Here is a 15,567-nt window from a genome sequence, read left to right as displayed (position 1 = left end):
AACTGCCAACTATATTGCTACGCTACCGAACGTGTTCGGCCACTGGCATATATAGTAACCCGCCCTAAACTCGGAATTCTGAGCCGTTGAGTTGCCTGACATTGTGCCTTCATTAGCGCTGAGGTTACTTTTTGCTCACTGCCGGACCATGGGCGGTGGGCACCGAAAGGCTCCCTGCGCGGTCACGTCCCAGGTTCGGAAGCCGGCGGCGCGCAGCAAAGAATCTTGCCGGGCCACGTACCAAATTTTACAAGACGAGTCGAAAACCACCTGCACCAGCGGCCCAAAGACGGCGGCCACAGTTTCGGGCCTGAGCCGGGCATTGCGGCGGAGCACCAGCACATCAACGGGCGCTGGCTCGGTGGCCGATGAAATCCGATTGGAGACAAAGGCTATGCGCAGGCCCCGCCAGCGGGCCAGCACCACGGGGCCGGGTTTTAGAAACAGGCGGTCGTTGGCACTGTCGGGGTCGGCGAGGCGCTGCACGGGTACGGTGGCCCCGCGCCAGCCCACCGAGTAGGCGGGCTGCCGGGCTTGGCGCTGAATGAGGCCCGGGAGCAGCCGGTACGTACGCTCGGTTTCGTTGAGCGGCAAAGAATCGGGCGTAACGAACTCGGCCGCGCTGCCCTGCCAAAAGCCCACGGCCGAGCGGCGCGGAATGCTGTACACGATGAATTCTTCAGTGGGTGCCACGGTGCGGGCCTCCGCCACCCGCGTGCCCGCATACACCAGCAGGATGCCGGCCGCCCCGCGCAGCCAGCCCAAGCGCCGGGTATTGGCCCAGGCTAGCAAGGCCCCAATCAGCCCAAACAGCAGCACGGTTTGCAAGGCCGTCACGTGGATTTCGCGGATAACCCAACCGGACATGATTCGGCTCACCCAGAAGATGTATTCGTTGAAGGCCCACACCATGCCCTCGAACACCCAGGCCACCAGCCGCGGCAGCATGTCGAGCCACGCGGCAGCGTCCGTAGGCAGCAGGGCGCCCAGTACGGCGGTCAGGCCCTTTAGTCCCAGCAGCCCAAGCCCCACGTACACTGCCCCGCTCGAGATGGGCACAGCCACGAGATTCGAGAAAAGAAAGCTGAGCGGAAATTGATGGAAGTAGAACAGCCCCAGCCCAAACGTGGCTACCTGCGCCGCCAACGACAACGCCGTGGCCTGCCACACTTTGTCCAGGAACCAGCCGCTGCCCCGCCAGCTCCACTGCAGCGCCCGGGGTTGCCAGGGCCGGCGCCGGGCGTAGAAATAGGTTTCCACATCGAGCCAGCGCGCAATGCGAGGCTGCAGGTACACAATGCTGAGCACGGCCAAAAAGGACAGCTGAAACCCGACATCGGCCACCAGAAAGGGGTTGAAAACGAGCAGCGCGAATGCCGCCACAGCCAGCGTGTTGAATATCGTGCTCTGCCGCCCGGTAGCCCGCCCCAATATCACAAACGTGAACATGACCGTGGCCCGCAGCACCGACGCCGACAAGCCCGTGAGAAACGCGTAGCTCCAAATCACGACCAGCCCCACCAACGCCGACCAGGTACGGAAGCCCCGCACCCGCCCAAACAGCGCCCCCAGTAACCACGACATGGCCGCAAACAGCAGCCCCACCTGCAAGCCCGACACCGCCATGATGTGTGTGGTCCCGGTGTTGGTATAAGCCTGCTTGGTGGCCAAATCCACGTCGTCCTTAATGCCTAGCACTAGGGCCGACGCAATGGCGTACTCGCGCCTTGCTTTTATGTAGTGTCGAAACACCTCATCCAGCTGCGCGGCCGCCCGCATGCTAATAGCCACCAGCACATTGGGCGGCTCCATGCGCAGCACCCGGTACTGGTCGGGGTGAATGTACTGTTGATGATAAACTTGCCGGAATTCTAAATAGCGGCGGTAATCAAACTCGCCGGGGTTGAGCGGGGGCTTGCTCAAGTCGGGGTGCCCGCGGATGAGCCACACCTCCCCGTAGCGCGGTTGGGCCACGCCCGCCACGCGCGGCAACGACACGCGCACCCCGCCGGTGGCCTGGCGCCAGCGGCCGGCCACGCGCACGGCCTGCACCCGCAGCGTGGTGGCATAGGTGGCGGCCCGCACCACGGTGTAGTCGTCCACCACAGCTTGGTAGCTCGTTACCTGGTCGGCGAAGCGGCTTAGATGGTCGGCGCGGCGGCTTTCGGTGGCCCGTTGCGTGAGGGTGGCGCCCAGCACGACCACCGTGCACAGGGCCAGCAAGCCGGCGGCATCGGTGACCGCCGAAGTGTGTTGACGCACGCTCCAGAAGATGAGCACGGCCGCCAGAACTGCCATTGCGGCGGCATAGGGCCACAGTTCCGGCCAGCCGGCGCCGAGGTAGAGGTACGCCACAATGCCGGCAATGAGCGCGGGGGTGTACCGCACAAAGGGGAAGGCGGCCCAGGTTATCATCGAGGTAGAAGCAGGAAGGATATTGAGCTGGCAATGTATATGATTATTGAGAAAAGCCCCACATGCTCGGCCCACGACTTGCCCAGGGCCCTATCTTGGCAGTCCGAAATTTGCTACCCCATGCTTTCCTTCCTTCGCCGCCTCAAGCTCAGCTACTCCGTCTATAACGTGTTCCAGCACCGCAAGCTGGTGCACAACCTGCCGCTGTACGAGCGACTTGGGCTGAACAAGCAGTACTACTCCCCTATCAGCAGCCGCGACTTTGCCCACCTGCCACCCGAGGCAGGCCTGCCGCCGGTGCCGTCCCTCGCCGACCGGCTGGCAGCCAGCCCGGCCTTCCGGGCACTACCTGCTGAAAGCCAGGCCAGCTTGCTGGCATTTGAAGAAAACGGCTTTGCCGTACTGCCCGGCTATTTCAGCCCAGAAACGGTCGATGGCATCAACCAGGAGTTGAACCAGCTCGTTGCCACCAAGCAGGTTAGCCCGCGCTATCGCAACAAGTTCATGTTTGCCTTTCGGCATTCGGAACGCATTCGCAAAGCGGGCGAGGGAGCACTGCGGGCCCTTGTAGCGGCCTTGCTGGGCCATGAAACGACGCTGTTCCAAAGCATCAACTTCCTCACCGGCAGCGAGCAGCGCACGCACTCCGACAGCATTCACATGAGCACCTTCCCGCTCGGTGGGCTAGCCGCCGCCTGGGTGGCCCTGGAAGACATCACCCCCGACAATGGCCCGCTGCACTACTACCCCGGCAGCCACAAGCTCCCCTATTACCTCAACGCCGACTACGCCAACGAAGGCACCCCCTGGCTCACCGGCAACAAGGAATACACCGAATACGAAGCCACCATTGCCCAAAAAATTACCGAAGCCGGCCTTCCCAAACAGATTTTTCTAGCCCGGAAAGGAGACGTATTCATCTGGCACGCCAACCTGATGCACGGCGGCGAGCCCCACCGCGACAAGGCCCAAACCCGCAAAAGCATGGTGTTTCACTACTTTAGCCGGGCCCACATTTGCTACCACGAAATCACGCAGCGCCCCGCGTTGCTGGGGTAGCTGCTGGCCGTTATGCAAAGTGGGCCTCACCCCCGGCCCCCTCTCCAAAAGAGAGGGGAGCCAGACGCAGACCAAAACAGAAGACCCGGCCCAATATTGAGCCGGGTCTTTTAATTAGGAATTGAGCTAACCCTGGTGCCGTGGCTCCCCTCTCTTTTGGAGAGGGGCCGGGGGTGAGGTTCCAAGCACACGAGATGCTTGAGCTACCCCAGCACCATTTTGTAGTGCTGAATATTCGCCTCCTCAAACATCTCCCCTACTTTCTGAAAGCCGTGGCGCTCGTAGAAAGGAACGGCGCGCAGCTGCGCATTCAAGTATACTTCGGCATCGGGCAGTTCCGCTTGCACATCGGCTAGCACGGCGTGCAAGAGCGCGGCGCCGATTTCCTGGTTGCGGAAGTCGGCCAATACGGCAAAGCGCTCCAGCTTCACGCCGTTTTCGGTTTGGCGCCAGCGGGCGGCGCCGGCGGGCGTGCCGTCGGCGGAGCGGGCCAGGTAGTGGCGGGCATCGGTGCGGTCGTGCTCGTCGTGCTCTTTGGCGGCAGACACGCCTTGCTCTTCCTGAAATACTTTTTCACGGATGGTGAAGGCAGCGTCGAGGTCACGCAGGTCGGTGACGCGGAAAGCGTTGGCTGGCATAGGGCAAAAACTATCATCCTGAGCTTGCCAAGCACCTTATCATGTCCGAACGGCTTGTTCTGACGTGATAAGGTGCTTGGCAAGCTCAGGATGACGAAAAAATGATTGAATGGGATAGTTATTAAAGCGCTTGCTCCTGGTTTACAGGCAGCTCGGCTTCCTGTTGCAGCTCACGCAGGCGACGCTCGTGTCGCTCGTCGCGACGGAGGCCGTTGCTGCCCGGCTGGGCCTGGCGCGCCATTTCATCGGTGTCAAACTTGTCGTAGGCTTCCACGATTTCCTTCACCAGGCGGTGGCGCACCACGTCTTCCGACGTCATTTCGACGTAGCCAATGCCCGCCACGTTTTTCAGAATGTCCATGGCCTGCATCAGGCCCGACTTCTGGCGGGTGGGCAGGTCAATCTGGCTGCGGTCGCCGTTCACCATCACCTTGGCGGTTGGGCCCATCCGGGTCAGAAACATCTTAATCTGGCTCGGCGTGGTGTTCTGCGCCTCGTCCAAGAGCACGAAGGCGTTGTTCAGCGTCCGGCCGCGCATGTAAGCCAGCGGGGCTATTTCGATGATTTTATTTTCCTGGTAGAACTTCAACTTCTCGGCCGGAATCATGTCTTCCAGGGCATCATAAATCGGGCGCAGGTAGGGGTCCACCTTCTCCTTCATGTCGCCGGGCAGGAAACCCAGGCTTTCGCCGGCCTCCACCACGGGGCGCGAGATGATGATTTTCTTCACCTCTTTGTTTTTCAGCGCCCGCACGGCCAGGGCCACCGAAATGTACGTTTTGCCGGTACCGGCCGGGCCCAGCGTGAAGGTGAGGTCGTGGGCCATCACGGTATCCACCAGCTTCTGCTGGTTGGTCGTTTTGGCCTTGATAACCCCGCCCTTGGCCCCAAACAGGATGACGTCGGGCGAGGCGGCCAGCACCCGCCCTTCCGCTTCTTCGCTGGTGGCCGACAGGTATTGATTAACCGTTTTATCCGTAATCTGGCCGTATTGGTGGTAATGCTCGATGAGCGAGGAAAGTAAATCGTTGATGCGGGAAATGACTTCCGTCTGACCCTGGATTTTTATTTCATTGCCGCGGCTGATGATTTTCGTGCCCGGAAAGGCAGCGGCCAGCTGGCGGATATTCTGGTTGTCAGGGCCGAGGAAATCGACCAAGGACATGTTTTCGAGGGTGATGATTTTTTCGACCAAGTTGGAAGAGAGGGGGAAAGAAAAGGGAAGACAAAAAACAGCCCGTTTTCACCCTAAACCGGCTACTTTTGCCCCGGTTCGGGCGAATGAACAATACTACGAAAAACTACTGAACGCGGGCATGGGGTTGATAACACTGCTGACAGATTTTGGCTACCGCGACCATTACGTGGCGGCGCTAAAAGCGCGGCTGTTGCAACTGGCCCCGGCTACTACCGTGGTCGATATCAGCCACGGCGTAGAACCCTTCAACATCGCGCACGCCGTTCACGTTCTCCAATCGGTATTTCGGGATTTCCCGTCCGGCACGGTCCACGTCATCGGCGTCGACGACCACGGCGCCGGCCCCGAGCCCGGCTGGCAGGCCGCACTTTTCGAGGGCCACTACTTCGTGGCCGGCGACAATGGCATCCTGGCCCTGCTCACCAACGGCGCCCCCGAGGAACTGGTAGCGCTGCCGGCTGCCGTTACCCCCTCGCCTACCCGCGACGTGCTCCTACCCGCCGCGGTGGCGCTGGCCCAGGGCGCCGGGCTCGCCAGCCTGGGCCCGCTCATCACCACGTTCCATCAGCTCAACAACCGCCAGCTGCGCCTGCAGGACCACCGCATTACCGGCCATGTGGCCCACATTGACCACTACGGCAACCTGATTACCAACATCTCCCGCACCGCGGTGGATGCCGTGGGGCACGGCCGGGGCTTTGCCGTGCACTTCGGGCGCGATGTGGTGAAGGAGGTACACTCCCATTTTTCGGCCGCTCCTCCCGGCGAGGCTGTCGCGGTATTCAACAGCCAGGGCTGCCTGTGCCTGGGTATTTGCCAGGGCAACGCCTCCGAGTTGCTGGGCCTGCATTTTGACTCGCAGGTAGACGTGCGCTTTCCGGTAGAATAGCGCCAGCTGCCCAACCTGTCATTGCGAGGCCATAGGCCGTGGCAATCCGTCCTCTCACTGCGACCAGCTCTGAGAAGTGAAAATGTTCTTTCATAGAAAAAGCCCCGACACTGCATAGTGCTGGGGCTTTTCACATTAGAAGGTTGGTCGCTGAGACCAAGACGGATTGACGCCGCTTGATGCGCGGAATGTCGTCCCTCCTCGCAATGACAGTGACTTATTTTAGTGCGCCTTTCAAGTCGTCAGTTGCTACTGCTTGAGCATCTTTCGCTTCTGGCACTACGGCCGCCATGCCGAAGAATTCGTGGGTGGTGCCGTCGTAGAGCTTGTAGTTCACTTTTACTCCCGCAGCGCTGAGCTTGTCCGCAAGGGCCTTGCCTTCGCTCATCAGTGGGTCGTACTCGGCCGCGATGATGGTGGTGGGCGGCAGGCCCTTCAGGTTGGCAGCTACCAGATTGATGCGGGGGTCCTTGCCATCGGCGGGCGTGCGCAGGTAGTTCTTGAAGAACCAGGCCATGCCGGCTTTATTCAGCGGGGCGGTTTCTGTATTCTTCTGGTAGGAAGGCGTGTTGAGGTCGTAGCCGGCGATGGGGTACACCAGCACCTGGTACTTCGGCATCGCCACTTTGCGGTCGCGGGCCATCATGCTCACGGCGCAGGCCAGGCCACCGCCGGCGCTTTCGCCGGCCAGGGCCACCCGGTTCGGGTCGCCTTTCATGCTGGCGGCGTTCTTCACTACGTACTGATAAACGGCAAACGCGTCGTCGTGCGCAGCGGGGAATTTATGCTCAGGGCCCTTGCGGTACTCCACCGACACCACTACGGCGCCTACTTTCTCACATAAAGCCTGGGCCGAGGCCGCGTACGTGTCGTTGGTAGCAATTACCCAGCCGCCACCGTGGTAGTACACAATCACCGGATACGGCGCCGTGCCGCCTTTAGGCGTGTAGATGCGCGACTTCACACCCGCCAGCGTTTTGGTTGCGGTGTCGCAGTTCATGGGCGGGGGCGTGATGTTGCTCAGCCGCATCTGCTTCATGGCGGCGTCGGCCGCGCTGGGCTGCTTGCGGGCCTGAGCCGCGGTAAGCTCGGGCAGGGGCTTGTTGTTGAAGCTCATAAACTGCTCAATCACGGCCTGCATCTCGGGCTTGATATTAGGCCCCCAGGCCGGCTTGGGGCCGGTGGGCTTCACTGCGCCAGTGCTGCCCTGGGCCGGCGCGGCGGCGGTAACGGCGGCGCTATCCGAAGCTTTCGTGACTTCCTTGGGCACTACCGTCACCGTTTTGTCGGCTTCGGTGGCTTTCGGATTACTATTGCAGCTGCTCAGTAGCAGGCCGCCAGCCAGGGCCGGCGCAAGCACCCATGCCAAGGCTGATGGGCGAAATGAAATGCGTTTCATGCAAGTGAATTGGTAAGGATGTAAATAGTGAAAGATTAGTGCCTGACCTTTACGACAGGTACCAGCCAGTAGTTGGCATTATTGCATTTTATCCTAAAATTCATTTCATTTTAGCTCAACTTTTTGCCTTTTTGCTATGCTCATTCGCATTGTTCGCATGACCTTCGTTGCCGAGCAGGTGCCCGCTTTTCTGGAGCTTTTCCACCAATCTGAGCACCGTATCCGGCAGCAGCCCGGCTGCCGCCACCTGGAGCTGTGGCAGGATGCCGACAACCCCGCCATCTACTGCACCTATAGCCATTGGGACGATGAGGCCGCGCTCGATGCCTACCGCAAATCGACGCTTTTTGGGGAAGTGTGGCCGGCTACCAAGCGGCTGTTTGCGGCACCGCCCGTGGCCTTTTCGGTTACTCAAGTGTTGTAGCCGTACTACCTTTTTCTATAAACACCCACTGCCGCCCCCCGCCCATGGCTTCCGATTACTTTGCTTTCTACGGCCTCCCCGAATCCTTCCTGCCCGACGAAGCGGCCCTGAAGCGCCTTTACTACGCCAAAAGCCGCGAAACTCACCCCGATTTTCACGCTACCACTTCGGCCGAAAACCAGGCCGACATGCTGCAGCAGGCCACGCTCAACACCGATGCCTACCGCACCCTGGCCGACCCCGATAAGCGCATGGCCTACATCCTACGCCAGCACGGCCTGCTGGACGAAGGCAAGCAGGAGCAGCTGCCGCCCGATTTCCTGATGGACATGATGGACCTCAACGAGCAGCTCATGGACCTGGAAACGGCTCCCAACGCCGAATCAGTAGCTCAGGTAGCTGCCGAAGTTCAGGCCCTGGCCGACACCCTGGACGCAGGCATTCAGCCCGTACTGGCTGGGTATGAAGGCTTACCAGCCGACCACCGGCCGGCCGCGCTCCAGCAAATCCGCACCTACTACCTAAAAAAGCGGTATCTGTTGCGCATTCAGCAGCAGGTGGCTACCTTTGCAGCCCGCTCCTGATACCGGCAGAGCGGAAATTGTTCTGAAAAAAGCTCATCCTGCCCGGATGGCGGAACCGGTAGACGCGTTGGTCTCAAACACCAATACCGCAAGGTGTGCCGGTTCGACTCCGGCTCCGGGTACTTTAACTTGCTTTTGACCACCTAAACCGGGTCGAATCAGCCGAAAACCGGCTTCTCTTAGCATCTAAGAGGGGCCGGTTTTCGGCTTTTTGCATTTCAGCAAATCATGCCGGGTTTCCAGGTCGGCGTCGGGAACGGTGCTGCTCAAGTTGAGCTGGCCCTTCTTTGGAGCGTGGTCAGCATTACCGCCGAAGCTAATGCGGAGGTAGGCGGTGGGATTAAAGGAAAGGCTAGCAAATAGGCAGTTTAAAACTGCCTGTCGCGTCTTTCAACGCTAAGTACAGCTTATACTTTGCTTTATCAGCAGCAAGTAATTTTATCGTTTTTATTTAATAATTAATTTGTATATTCATAAAAAACAGAGAGATAAGTACAACACGTCATAACTGGAGGTAAAAGCTAAAAAATCAATCCCATGAAAAAGTATCTGATTAAAGGAGCCTATAACGCCGAGGGAACAAAGGGCTTGATTCAGGAAGGGGGCTCTGGGCGTAAAGCTGCCGTTGACAAAATGTTGGGAGAAATGGGCGGCAAAGTGGAGTCGTTTTATTACGCTTTTGGCGAGAACGATGTGTACCTCGTGATTGAGCTTCCCGATGATATATCGGCAACAGCAGTTGCGTTAAGGGTCAATGCAGCAGGGCTGGTCAGGATTTCTATGACTACGCTGCTCACTCCTGCCGAAATTGACGAAGCTTCTAAAAAATCTGTCAGCTATCGGGCTCCTGGCAAATAGTGTCATTTTCTATAAAAGGCCTCTTCAAAATATTATACACGATTGATTTTAAACGCTTATTCAACACACTCAAGACACTAACAGTCGCTCTTAGAATCCCCGAAAAGCTGCCGCTCACATGGTGAAGGCTGTTTTTCGGGGATTTTGCTTTTGGTACGTTCGCTTAAGCCCAGTGTCATGAGTTAGTCGGCTTACCTTGGAGGCAACTTTTACTCCCTCCTCCAGCTCAACTAACTCGTCCGACTTATGTCCTACGCCGCATTCCTCCACCATAGCTCTTTGTTTATTAGTGGAATGGGCTTAGTTGCGGCGACTCTTTTTGCGGGCTGCACCCGCCCGGCCACCCATGGTAGCAGCGCCAAGGATTACCTGGTATATGTGGGCACCAACGTGGCCTCGGAGCAGGAAAGCACGATTTTTCTCTACCGCCTCTCCCCTGCTACCGGCGCGCTCACACGGGTAAGTGCCCAACGGGGAGGCGCCAGCCCAACTTACATGACCATGGATGCCGGGCGGCGCTTTTTATACGCCGTCAGCGAAACGCAGATGTTTAAGGGCGCGAAAGGCGGCGGCGTCAGCGCCTTTGCGGTAGACCGCCGCACCGGCGACCTCACCATGCTCAACCAGCAGCCTTCCAACGGCGCTTCGCCCTGCTACATCAGCCTCGACCATAGCGGCAAGGCCGCCATGGTGGCCAACTACGTGAGCGGCACCGTAAGCCTGCTGCCACTCGCCGCCGATGGGAAATTGGCGCCCGCCACCGCTACCGACCAGCACGAGGGCAGCGGCCCGCACAAAAACCAAAACGGCCCGCACGCGCACTGCATCATCCCAGACCCCGCCAATACCTTCGCCTTCGCCGTGGACCTAGGCACCGATAAAGTGTATGGCTACCGCTTAAACCCCGCCCAGGGCCAGCTGACCTTAATGCCGGAGCCTGCGTTTGTGGCCCGCCCCGGGGCGGGCCCCCGCCACCTCACCTTCCACCCAAATGGCAAGCAGGCTTACCTCATCAACGAGTTGAACTCGACGGTAACGGCGCTGGCCTACGACGCCACGGCGGGCAAATTCCGGGAGCTCCAAACGCTATCGGCGTTGCCCGCCGGCTTTGTGGGCGACAACTCCTGCGCCGATATCCATGTCTCACCCAATGGCCAGTTTCTATACGCTTCCAATCGGGGCCACAACAGCATTGCCGTGTTTGCCATTGATGCCAGCAGCGGCACGCTCACGCCGGTGCAGGACGTAGATACGCAAGGCAAAACGCCCCGGAACTTTGCCCTCGACCCCTCGGGCCGGCTGCTGCTGGTGGCCAACCAAAACTCCAACAACGTGGTGACCTACCGCATCGACCAGCAAACCGGCCTGCTTACCCCTACCGGCCAGACGGCGGAAGTACCCTCGCCTATGTTCCTGCAGGTAGTGGAAGACTTCACGCGCTAGGTACCGCAAGGTGCCTTTCAGCTCAATTTGAATCCGTTGAGGGAAATTGAGCTAAACTGCAGCGGGCAACATGGCAGACCAGCCAACGTAAGGGGGACCAAAGTGAAATGGGTCCCGCCAGCCCACTTTCTCAATTTCAGTTCAGGGCTTTCTCAAAGCGGCTGCGCAATACTCAACCGCCATTTTCGCCCCCACGGGCCATTCTATGTCTGACCACTACGACCACTCTCCCCAGGAGCTGCGGTTTCCGCTCTACGTAAAAGTCCCGATGGTACTGCTGGGTCTGGCCTTGGTGGTGTTTACCCTGCACATTGCCAGCGCCATCATCTTCCCGCTGTTTTTCGCGGGCATTTTCGCCATCATGTTGCATCCCGTGGAGCAATGGCTGCTCCGACACCGGGTACCCAAGCTTTTAGCCATTACGCTCACGGTAGTACTGGGTGTGGCCTCGCTGCTGGGGCTGCTGTATTTCATCTACATCGAAGCCTTGCAGCTATCGGGCGAGATGCCGCTGTTCAAAGCCAAGTTCCTGCAAACCACTGCGCAGGTACACCAGTGGCTACAAGACCGGTTCGGCATCAGCGACGAGAAGCTGCAGGGCCTGCTGGGCGAGGCGGGCAACCGGGCCTCGGCCCTGCTGGGCACCACGCTGTCGGCGGTGTCGGGCTTGCTGGTGGTGGCCACGTTGGTCCCGGTCTACATCTTTCTTTTTTTCCTGTACCAGAAGCGGCTGGTGGATTTCCTGACCCAGGTTTTCTCCGGGCGGCGGCAGGACAGCGGCGTGGCGGAAGTGCTGCACGAGAGCAAAGCCACCATCCGGAGCTACATGGTGGGCTTGCTCATCGAGGGCAGCATTGTGGCGACCCTCAATACGTTGGCGCTGCTCGTCATTGGGGTGCCGTATGCCCTGCTGCTGGGGGTGCTGGGTGCCCTGCTCAACTTCATTCCCTACATCGGCGGGCTCGTTGCCATTGCCCTACCCACACTCATGGCCTTCGTAACGAAGGCCGGCTACGGGCACGCCCTGGCCGTGGTGGCTGCGTACATACTTATCCAGTTCATCGACAACCACTTCCTTATTCCCCGCATCGTCGCCTCCAAAATCAAGGTGAATGCCCTGGTGGCCATTGTGGGCGTGCTGGTTGGGAATGAAATTGGGGGCGTGGCCGGCATGTTCCTGGCCCTGCCCGTCATCGCCATCCTCAAAATCGTGTTTGACCGCATTCCGGCCCTCAAACCCTGGGGCCTGCTGCTGGGCGATGAAGAAGGCCCCCGAGCCAAAAGAACCAAGACCCGCGACAACCAAATGGTGGTGGAGTAGCCCCCGCCCACCGACGGCCGCCCAAGGCTAGGACGCGGCTTGGCTAGCTTTTACGTCGGCATCCCTTTTTCCATCCTCAAACATCCCGCGGACTACGGTTACTGCCTCGTCGGCATTGGCGGCCCAGGCATCGGCGCCGGTACGTTCCCACAGGGCGGCGTCGTGCGCAAAAGGCCGGCCGCCCACTAGCACGCGCACGTGCTGGGTGGCGCGGTCGCTGCGCAGCCCGGCCACCAACTCGCGCAGCAACGGCACGTGGTGGGGCATGGAGGCGGCGGTGAGTAAAAGGTCTACGCCCTGCTCGGCTACCATGCGCCGAATACTATCCAGCGGGGTGCTGGCCCCGAGGTAGCTCACTTCCCAGCCGTCGTACTCCAGGAAATCGGCCACCATCTGCAGGCCCAGGGTGTGCAGGTCGCCGGCCACGCAGGCAGCTAGCAGGCGGCGCCCGTTGCGCGGCGTTTGCTGGAAGTAGGGCTGCAGTTGGGCCATGAGGCCCGCCGTGGCGGCTGTGCAGTAGTGCTCTTCGGCCACGCTGATGGTGCCGCTGTGCCACAAATTGCCCACTTCGCGCTGCGCGGGCTGCAGCACGTGCAAGTAGAGGTGGCGCACATCGGTGCCCGCCTCAGCTTCGGCCAGCACCAGGCGTTGGGCCGCAGTGCGGTCGGCGGCCAGCAGCAGCGAAAGATAATCGGCGCTTAAGCCCGCAAACCGGCCCGCTTCGGGAATGCGCTCTGGGGCCGGCGCCGCTATGGGCTCTTCTGCTACTTCCTTACTTGCAAGTGCATTAACGCCCGCACTTAGGGTACTGGCGGCCACCACGTATTCGCCCACGCTCAGGCGCAACAACAGCGCTTGCCGCAAGGCGGCCACCTGCTCAATGGCGTGCGGCGCGCCCACCTCCTGGCTAAGCTGCAACGCGTGGGCCTCGAACAAAGCCGGGCTGTTCATCAGCACAGCATTGCCCAGGGCCAGCAGGTGCTGCTTAAGTTGGGCTAGGGTCGAGCCGGCATCGGGACCGGCCGGCAGGGTTAGCTGTTTGGCCGCGTAGCTGGCTAATGCCTCCAGCTCTTGGTTTAGCCGCTGAGCTATCTGCTCACGGAGCGCTTGGTTAGTGGGCAAAATAACTGGATTGCTGTGCTAGATATCGTATCGTCGTAAAGGCATGCCTTTACGCAATTCTAACCCAATTAGATTCACGCCCCGCTGCGTTAGCGCCTGAATTTTCGAGCAATATGACTATTTTCGCTCATTGCCAATTTGCTCAATCCCTGCCTAGGACGTCCGGCAGCTCCTGCTAAACCCGGGCACTGACCAACCAGGCCTGGGCTTCTTCCACGCTGCTGAACCGCTGGAAAACCAGGCCGGATGGCGAAGAAGCCACCACCGACTGGGTAGAAAGGCGATGCATGGGGTCGGCGCCTTCGACGATGGCACAGTACCGGGCGCGCGCCTGGCTGATGGCCCGCGGCATCCAGTTTTGGGTCAGCCACTCCTGGGCTGGGCCAGATAAAGGGGCCCGCTGGCCGTGGTCCGACAAGATTTTACGGGACCCGGAGTTCAGCAGCAGCGCCAGGGCCTGCTCATAAATTGCTTTAATCGCCTCAAGGGTGGCCCGCTCCGAACTCCACACCAGCCGCACAAAGCCCGCTGGGTTATGAGAAAGCTTACCAGCCGCATTCTGAAAATAAAGGCCTTCCTTAGCCTGGGGCAGCGAATTCATGGAGCGTGGGTAGAGGAGAGCGTTAAAACATACAGATTGCCATATGCCTAACAAATTTACACTGCGGAAAGCCAACAACATTTTTTTATAACAAAAACCCTATGGCTGTGGTCGTAAGGTCGCGTTATGAAATCGGGTTTTAGCCCAACTGCTATGGATTTTATAATATTGCTACCTATCCAGTTCAGTTCCGCTATCCTGTATGCGTGTTTACTATGAAAATCCCATCGGGCGCTTGCTCGAACACCCGCACGGCTTTGCGGTAGTGCAATACAATGCCGGGGCTCGGGATTTCACCACCTTTAAGGCCTTCCTCACCCACGTTAGCCAGCTATTGCGCCGGCATGGCTGGCACAAAATGTTGGCCGACCAGCGCGACATGGCCCCTTTCACCGAAGAAGAACGTACCTGGATTGGGGAATTCTGGCTGGCCAGCAGCCAAAGCGACGGCTACGAGCTGTACGGAGCGGTGGTGATTCCCAGCGACGTATTTGCCCGCCTTTCGGTGAACCTGGTGATGAACGACTCGCAGCATTCGGCGCTTACCTACCGCTTGTTTGAGGGCGAGGATGAGGCCGAAGCGTGGCTGCGCCAATTGCCGTAGCCGGCCCTCGCCTACCCTTTTTCTATTCTGCCATAGCTACTTCGGCCACCACGGCGGTGCTGCCGCCCGCGTCGTCGTCGGTCACGAGCAGCAGCTCCCAGCGGCTCAGCTCCAGGGTGCGGCGCACGGCCAGCCCCTCCACTTTGCCAATGTAGGCGCGGCCATCGGCCCACACCAGCCGGGCGAAGGTGGCGGCCGTATGCTGCTCATCGAGCACGCCGATGAAGGAGCCCAGCACCTGGCCGTCGAGCACCGAATCCTGGGTTTCCTCCACCGACGCCGAAACGAACAGCCGCTCGTGCACGAACGAGGCCCCCGAGAACCCCGCCGTACGCCCATTGATATTAGGCAAATCAAAAAACTGAGGCGCGGCAACGGCCGGTGCCGGCCCACCGCTCGCGAGAAACTCCAGCGTGGCAGCTAGCGGCAGCCGAAACATCAGCGCCCCGTTGGCGACCTCGGTGGTGCGCTGAAACAGCAGCAGCTCGGTATCGGAAGAAGCTGCGGCTTCCAAGTTGAGCCGGGCCCCGGCGGGCAAATGCGCCCGCAGCAAGGCATAGAGCGGCGCCAGGGCCACCGGCTGCGCGGCCCCGCCCGCCACGGGCACAAACCAGCCGGTTTCGCGCAATGGCGTACTGCCCGAGCCCAGTACCAGTACGCCCGCCTCGCCGCTGGGCCAGGTGAGCGCCGTGAGGGCTTCGGCGTCGGCCTTGGTTTTCTTGGGAATGCGGCCGCTGCCAAACTCGGTGCTTTCGTACAGCCGTACCTGGCCCATTACCGCCAGTGTAGCGGCATCGAGCAGATACACAAACGGCGCATCGTCGCTGATGACGTAGGCCACGGGCCCAATCAGCTCAATTCCCGAGGCCGACGGCAGACCGGCAATGCTGGTTTCGGCAAGAACGGTAGCAGTCATGCGCGCACCCAAATTGGGCTAAAAGTCTCCGTGAAAAGCCTGGGCAAAACGGTACTTCCAGTTTATGACCAAGCATTTATCCCCTACGCCAGACAG

Annotated in this window: 15 protein-coding genes and 1 tRNA gene; 9 read left to right on the top strand and 7 right to left on the bottom strand. The window is 59.9% G+C overall.

What is annotated here, in order from left to right; translation table 11 throughout:
- Positions 1-135 precede the first annotated feature (135 nt).
- The gene (locus tag LJ738_RS12955; RefSeq protein WP_227786752.1) at positions 136-2,415 is read right to left on the bottom strand and encodes a ComEC/Rec2 family competence protein; all 2,280 of its coding nucleotides are present in this window, start codon (positions 2,413-2,415) and stop codon (positions 136-138) included.
- Positions 2,416-2,535: 120 nt separating this feature from the next.
- On the opposite strand from LJ738_RS12955, the gene LJ738_RS12950 reads away from it, so the two are divergent.
- Positions 2,536-3,474: a phytanoyl-CoA dioxygenase family protein gene (locus LJ738_RS12950; RefSeq protein ID WP_227786751.1), complete on the top strand. Its 939-nt coding sequence runs from the start codon at positions 2,536-2,538 to the stop codon at positions 3,472-3,474.
- A 203-nt stretch (positions 3,475-3,677) separates the two neighbouring features.
- Here LJ738_RS12950 and LJ738_RS12945 read toward each other — a convergent pair whose 3' ends face one another.
- Positions 3,678-4,112 (bottom strand): GNAT family N-acetyltransferase, encoded by a 435-nt coding sequence (locus tag LJ738_RS12945; protein WP_227786750.1) that lies wholly within the window; start codon positions 4,110-4,112, stop codon positions 3,678-3,680.
- Positions 4,113-4,233: 121 nt separating this feature from the next.
- Entirely contained in the window at positions 4,234-5,307 is a 1,074-nt protein-coding gene (locus tag LJ738_RS12940; protein WP_227786749.1) for a PhoH family protein, read from the bottom strand.
- Between the two features lie 121 nt (positions 5,308-5,428).
- Between LJ738_RS12940 and LJ738_RS12935 the strand changes: the two genes are divergently transcribed.
- The gene (locus tag LJ738_RS12935; RefSeq protein ID WP_227786748.1) at positions 5,429-6,199 is read left to right on the top strand and encodes an SAM hydrolase/SAM-dependent halogenase family protein; all 771 of its coding nucleotides are present in this window, start codon (positions 5,429-5,431) and stop codon (positions 6,197-6,199) included.
- Between the two features lie 217 nt (positions 6,200-6,416).
- Here the strand turns inward: LJ738_RS12935 and LJ738_RS12930 are convergent, their stop codons facing one another.
- Positions 6,417-7,598 (bottom strand): alpha/beta hydrolase, encoded by a 1,182-nt coding sequence (locus tag LJ738_RS12930; protein WP_227786746.1) that lies wholly within the window; start codon positions 7,596-7,598, stop codon positions 6,417-6,419.
- Positions 7,599-7,734: 136 nt separating this feature from the next.
- Between LJ738_RS12930 and LJ738_RS12925 the strand changes: the two genes are divergently transcribed.
- The 6 genes from LJ738_RS12925 (at position 7,735) to LJ738_RS12900 (ending at position 12,228) form a co-directional block, all read left to right on the top strand.
- The gene (locus LJ738_RS12925) at positions 7,735-8,022 is read left to right on the top strand and encodes a putative quinol monooxygenase (protein WP_227786744.1); all 288 of its coding nucleotides are present in this window, start codon (positions 7,735-7,737) and stop codon (positions 8,020-8,022) included.
- Between the two features lie 44 nt (positions 8,023-8,066).
- Positions 8,067-8,606 carry an iron-sulfur cluster co-chaperone HscB C-terminal domain-containing protein gene (locus LJ738_RS12920; RefSeq protein WP_227786742.1) on the top strand — a complete coding sequence of 180 codons (540 nt, stop codon included), beginning with the start codon at positions 8,067-8,069 and terminating at the stop codon, positions 8,604-8,606.
- A 40-nt stretch (positions 8,607-8,646) separates the two neighbouring features.
- A tRNA-Leu gene (locus LJ738_RS12915) sits at positions 8,647-8,728 on the top strand.
- Positions 8,729-9,143: 415 nt separating this feature from the next.
- Positions 9,144-9,464, top strand: a complete 321-nt coding sequence (locus tag LJ738_RS12910; protein WP_227786740.1) for a GYD domain-containing protein — start codon at positions 9,144-9,146, stop codon at positions 9,462-9,464.
- 294 nt (positions 9,465-9,758) lie between these two features.
- Positions 9,759-10,907 (top strand): lactonase family protein, encoded by a 1,149-nt coding sequence (locus tag LJ738_RS12905; protein WP_227786738.1) that lies wholly within the window; start codon positions 9,759-9,761, stop codon positions 10,905-10,907.
- 205 nt (positions 10,908-11,112) lie between these two features.
- Positions 11,113-12,228 carry an AI-2E family transporter gene (locus LJ738_RS12900; RefSeq protein ID WP_227786737.1) on the top strand — a complete coding sequence of 372 codons (1,116 nt, stop codon included), beginning with the start codon at positions 11,113-11,115 and terminating at the stop codon, positions 12,226-12,228.
- A gap of 27 nt (positions 12,229-12,255) precedes the next feature.
- On the opposite strand, the gene LJ738_RS12895 is transcribed toward LJ738_RS12900, so the two are convergent.
- Positions 12,256-13,350, bottom strand: a complete 1,095-nt coding sequence (locus tag LJ738_RS12895) for a cobalamin B12-binding domain-containing protein (RefSeq protein ID WP_227786735.1) — start codon at positions 13,348-13,350, stop codon at positions 12,256-12,258.
- A 175-nt stretch (positions 13,351-13,525) separates the two neighbouring features.
- On the bottom strand, positions 13,526-13,951 hold the full coding sequence (locus LJ738_RS12890; protein WP_227786733.1) for a hypothetical protein: 426 nt from the start codon (positions 13,949-13,951) through the stop codon (positions 13,526-13,528).
- A gap of 202 nt (positions 13,952-14,153) precedes the next feature.
- Between LJ738_RS12890 and LJ738_RS12885 the strand changes: the two genes are divergently transcribed.
- Positions 14,154-14,555, top strand: a complete 402-nt coding sequence (locus tag LJ738_RS12885) for a hypothetical protein (protein ID WP_227786731.1) — start codon at positions 14,154-14,156, stop codon at positions 14,553-14,555.
- Positions 14,556-14,577: 22 nt separating this feature from the next.
- Here LJ738_RS12885 and LJ738_RS12880 read toward each other — a convergent pair whose 3' ends face one another.
- Complete coding sequence (locus LJ738_RS12880) at positions 14,578-15,471, bottom strand: DUF6929 family protein (RefSeq protein WP_227786730.1); 894 nt, start codon at positions 15,469-15,471, stop codon at positions 14,578-14,580.
- Between the last annotated feature and the right edge of the window lie 96 nt (positions 15,472-15,567).

The sequence above is a fragment of the Hymenobacter plasmatis genome, assembly GCF_020711255.1.
Taxonomy (GTDB): Bacteria; Bacteroidota; Bacteroidia; order Cytophagales; family Hymenobacteraceae; genus Hymenobacter.
The sequence above is the reverse complement of the archived record's forward strand: the minus strand, read 5'-3'. Positions and strand labels throughout refer to the sequence as shown.

Coding starts and splice junctions, on each gene's coding strand:
- LJ738_RS12930 (WP_227786746.1), bottom strand. CDS start 7,598: ATGAAACGCATTTCATTTCGCCCATCAGCCTTGGCATGGGTGCTTGCG.
- LJ738_RS12925 (WP_227786744.1), top strand. CDS start 7,735: ATGCTCATTCGCATTGTTCGCATGACCTTCGTTGCCGAGCAGGTGCCC.
- LJ738_RS12920 (WP_227786742.1), top strand. CDS start 8,067: ATGGCTTCCGATTACTTTGCTTTCTACGGCCTCCCCGAATCCTTCCTG.
- LJ738_RS12900 (WP_227786737.1), top strand. CDS start 11,113: ATGTCTGACCACTACGACCACTCTCCCCAGGAGCTGCGGTTTCCGCTC.
- LJ738_RS12945 (WP_227786750.1), bottom strand. CDS start 4,112: ATGCCAGCCAACGCTTTCCGCGTCACCGACCTGCGTGACCTCGACGCT.
- LJ738_RS12935 (WP_227786748.1), top strand. CDS start 5,429: ATGGGGTTGATAACACTGCTGACAGATTTTGGCTACCGCGACCATTAC.
- LJ738_RS12890 (WP_227786733.1), bottom strand. CDS start 13,951: ATGAATTCGCTGCCCCAGGCTAAGGAAGGCCTTTATTTTCAGAATGCG.
- LJ738_RS12885 (WP_227786731.1), top strand. CDS start 14,154: ATGCGTGTTTACTATGAAAATCCCATCGGGCGCTTGCTCGAACACCCG.
- LJ738_RS12905 (WP_227786738.1), top strand. CDS start 9,759: ATGGGCTTAGTTGCGGCGACTCTTTTTGCGGGCTGCACCCGCCCGGCC.
- LJ738_RS12880 (WP_227786730.1), bottom strand. CDS start 15,471: ATGACTGCTACCGTTCTTGCCGAAACCAGCATTGCCGGTCTGCCGTCG.
- LJ738_RS12955 (WP_227786752.1), bottom strand. CDS start 2,415: ATGATAACCTGGGCCGCCTTCCCCTTTGTGCGGTACACCCCCGCGCTC.
- LJ738_RS12910 (WP_227786740.1), top strand. CDS start 9,144: ATGAAAAAGTATCTGATTAAAGGAGCCTATAACGCCGAGGGAACAAAG.
- LJ738_RS12950 (WP_227786751.1), top strand. CDS start 2,536: ATGCTTTCCTTCCTTCGCCGCCTCAAGCTCAGCTACTCCGTCTATAAC.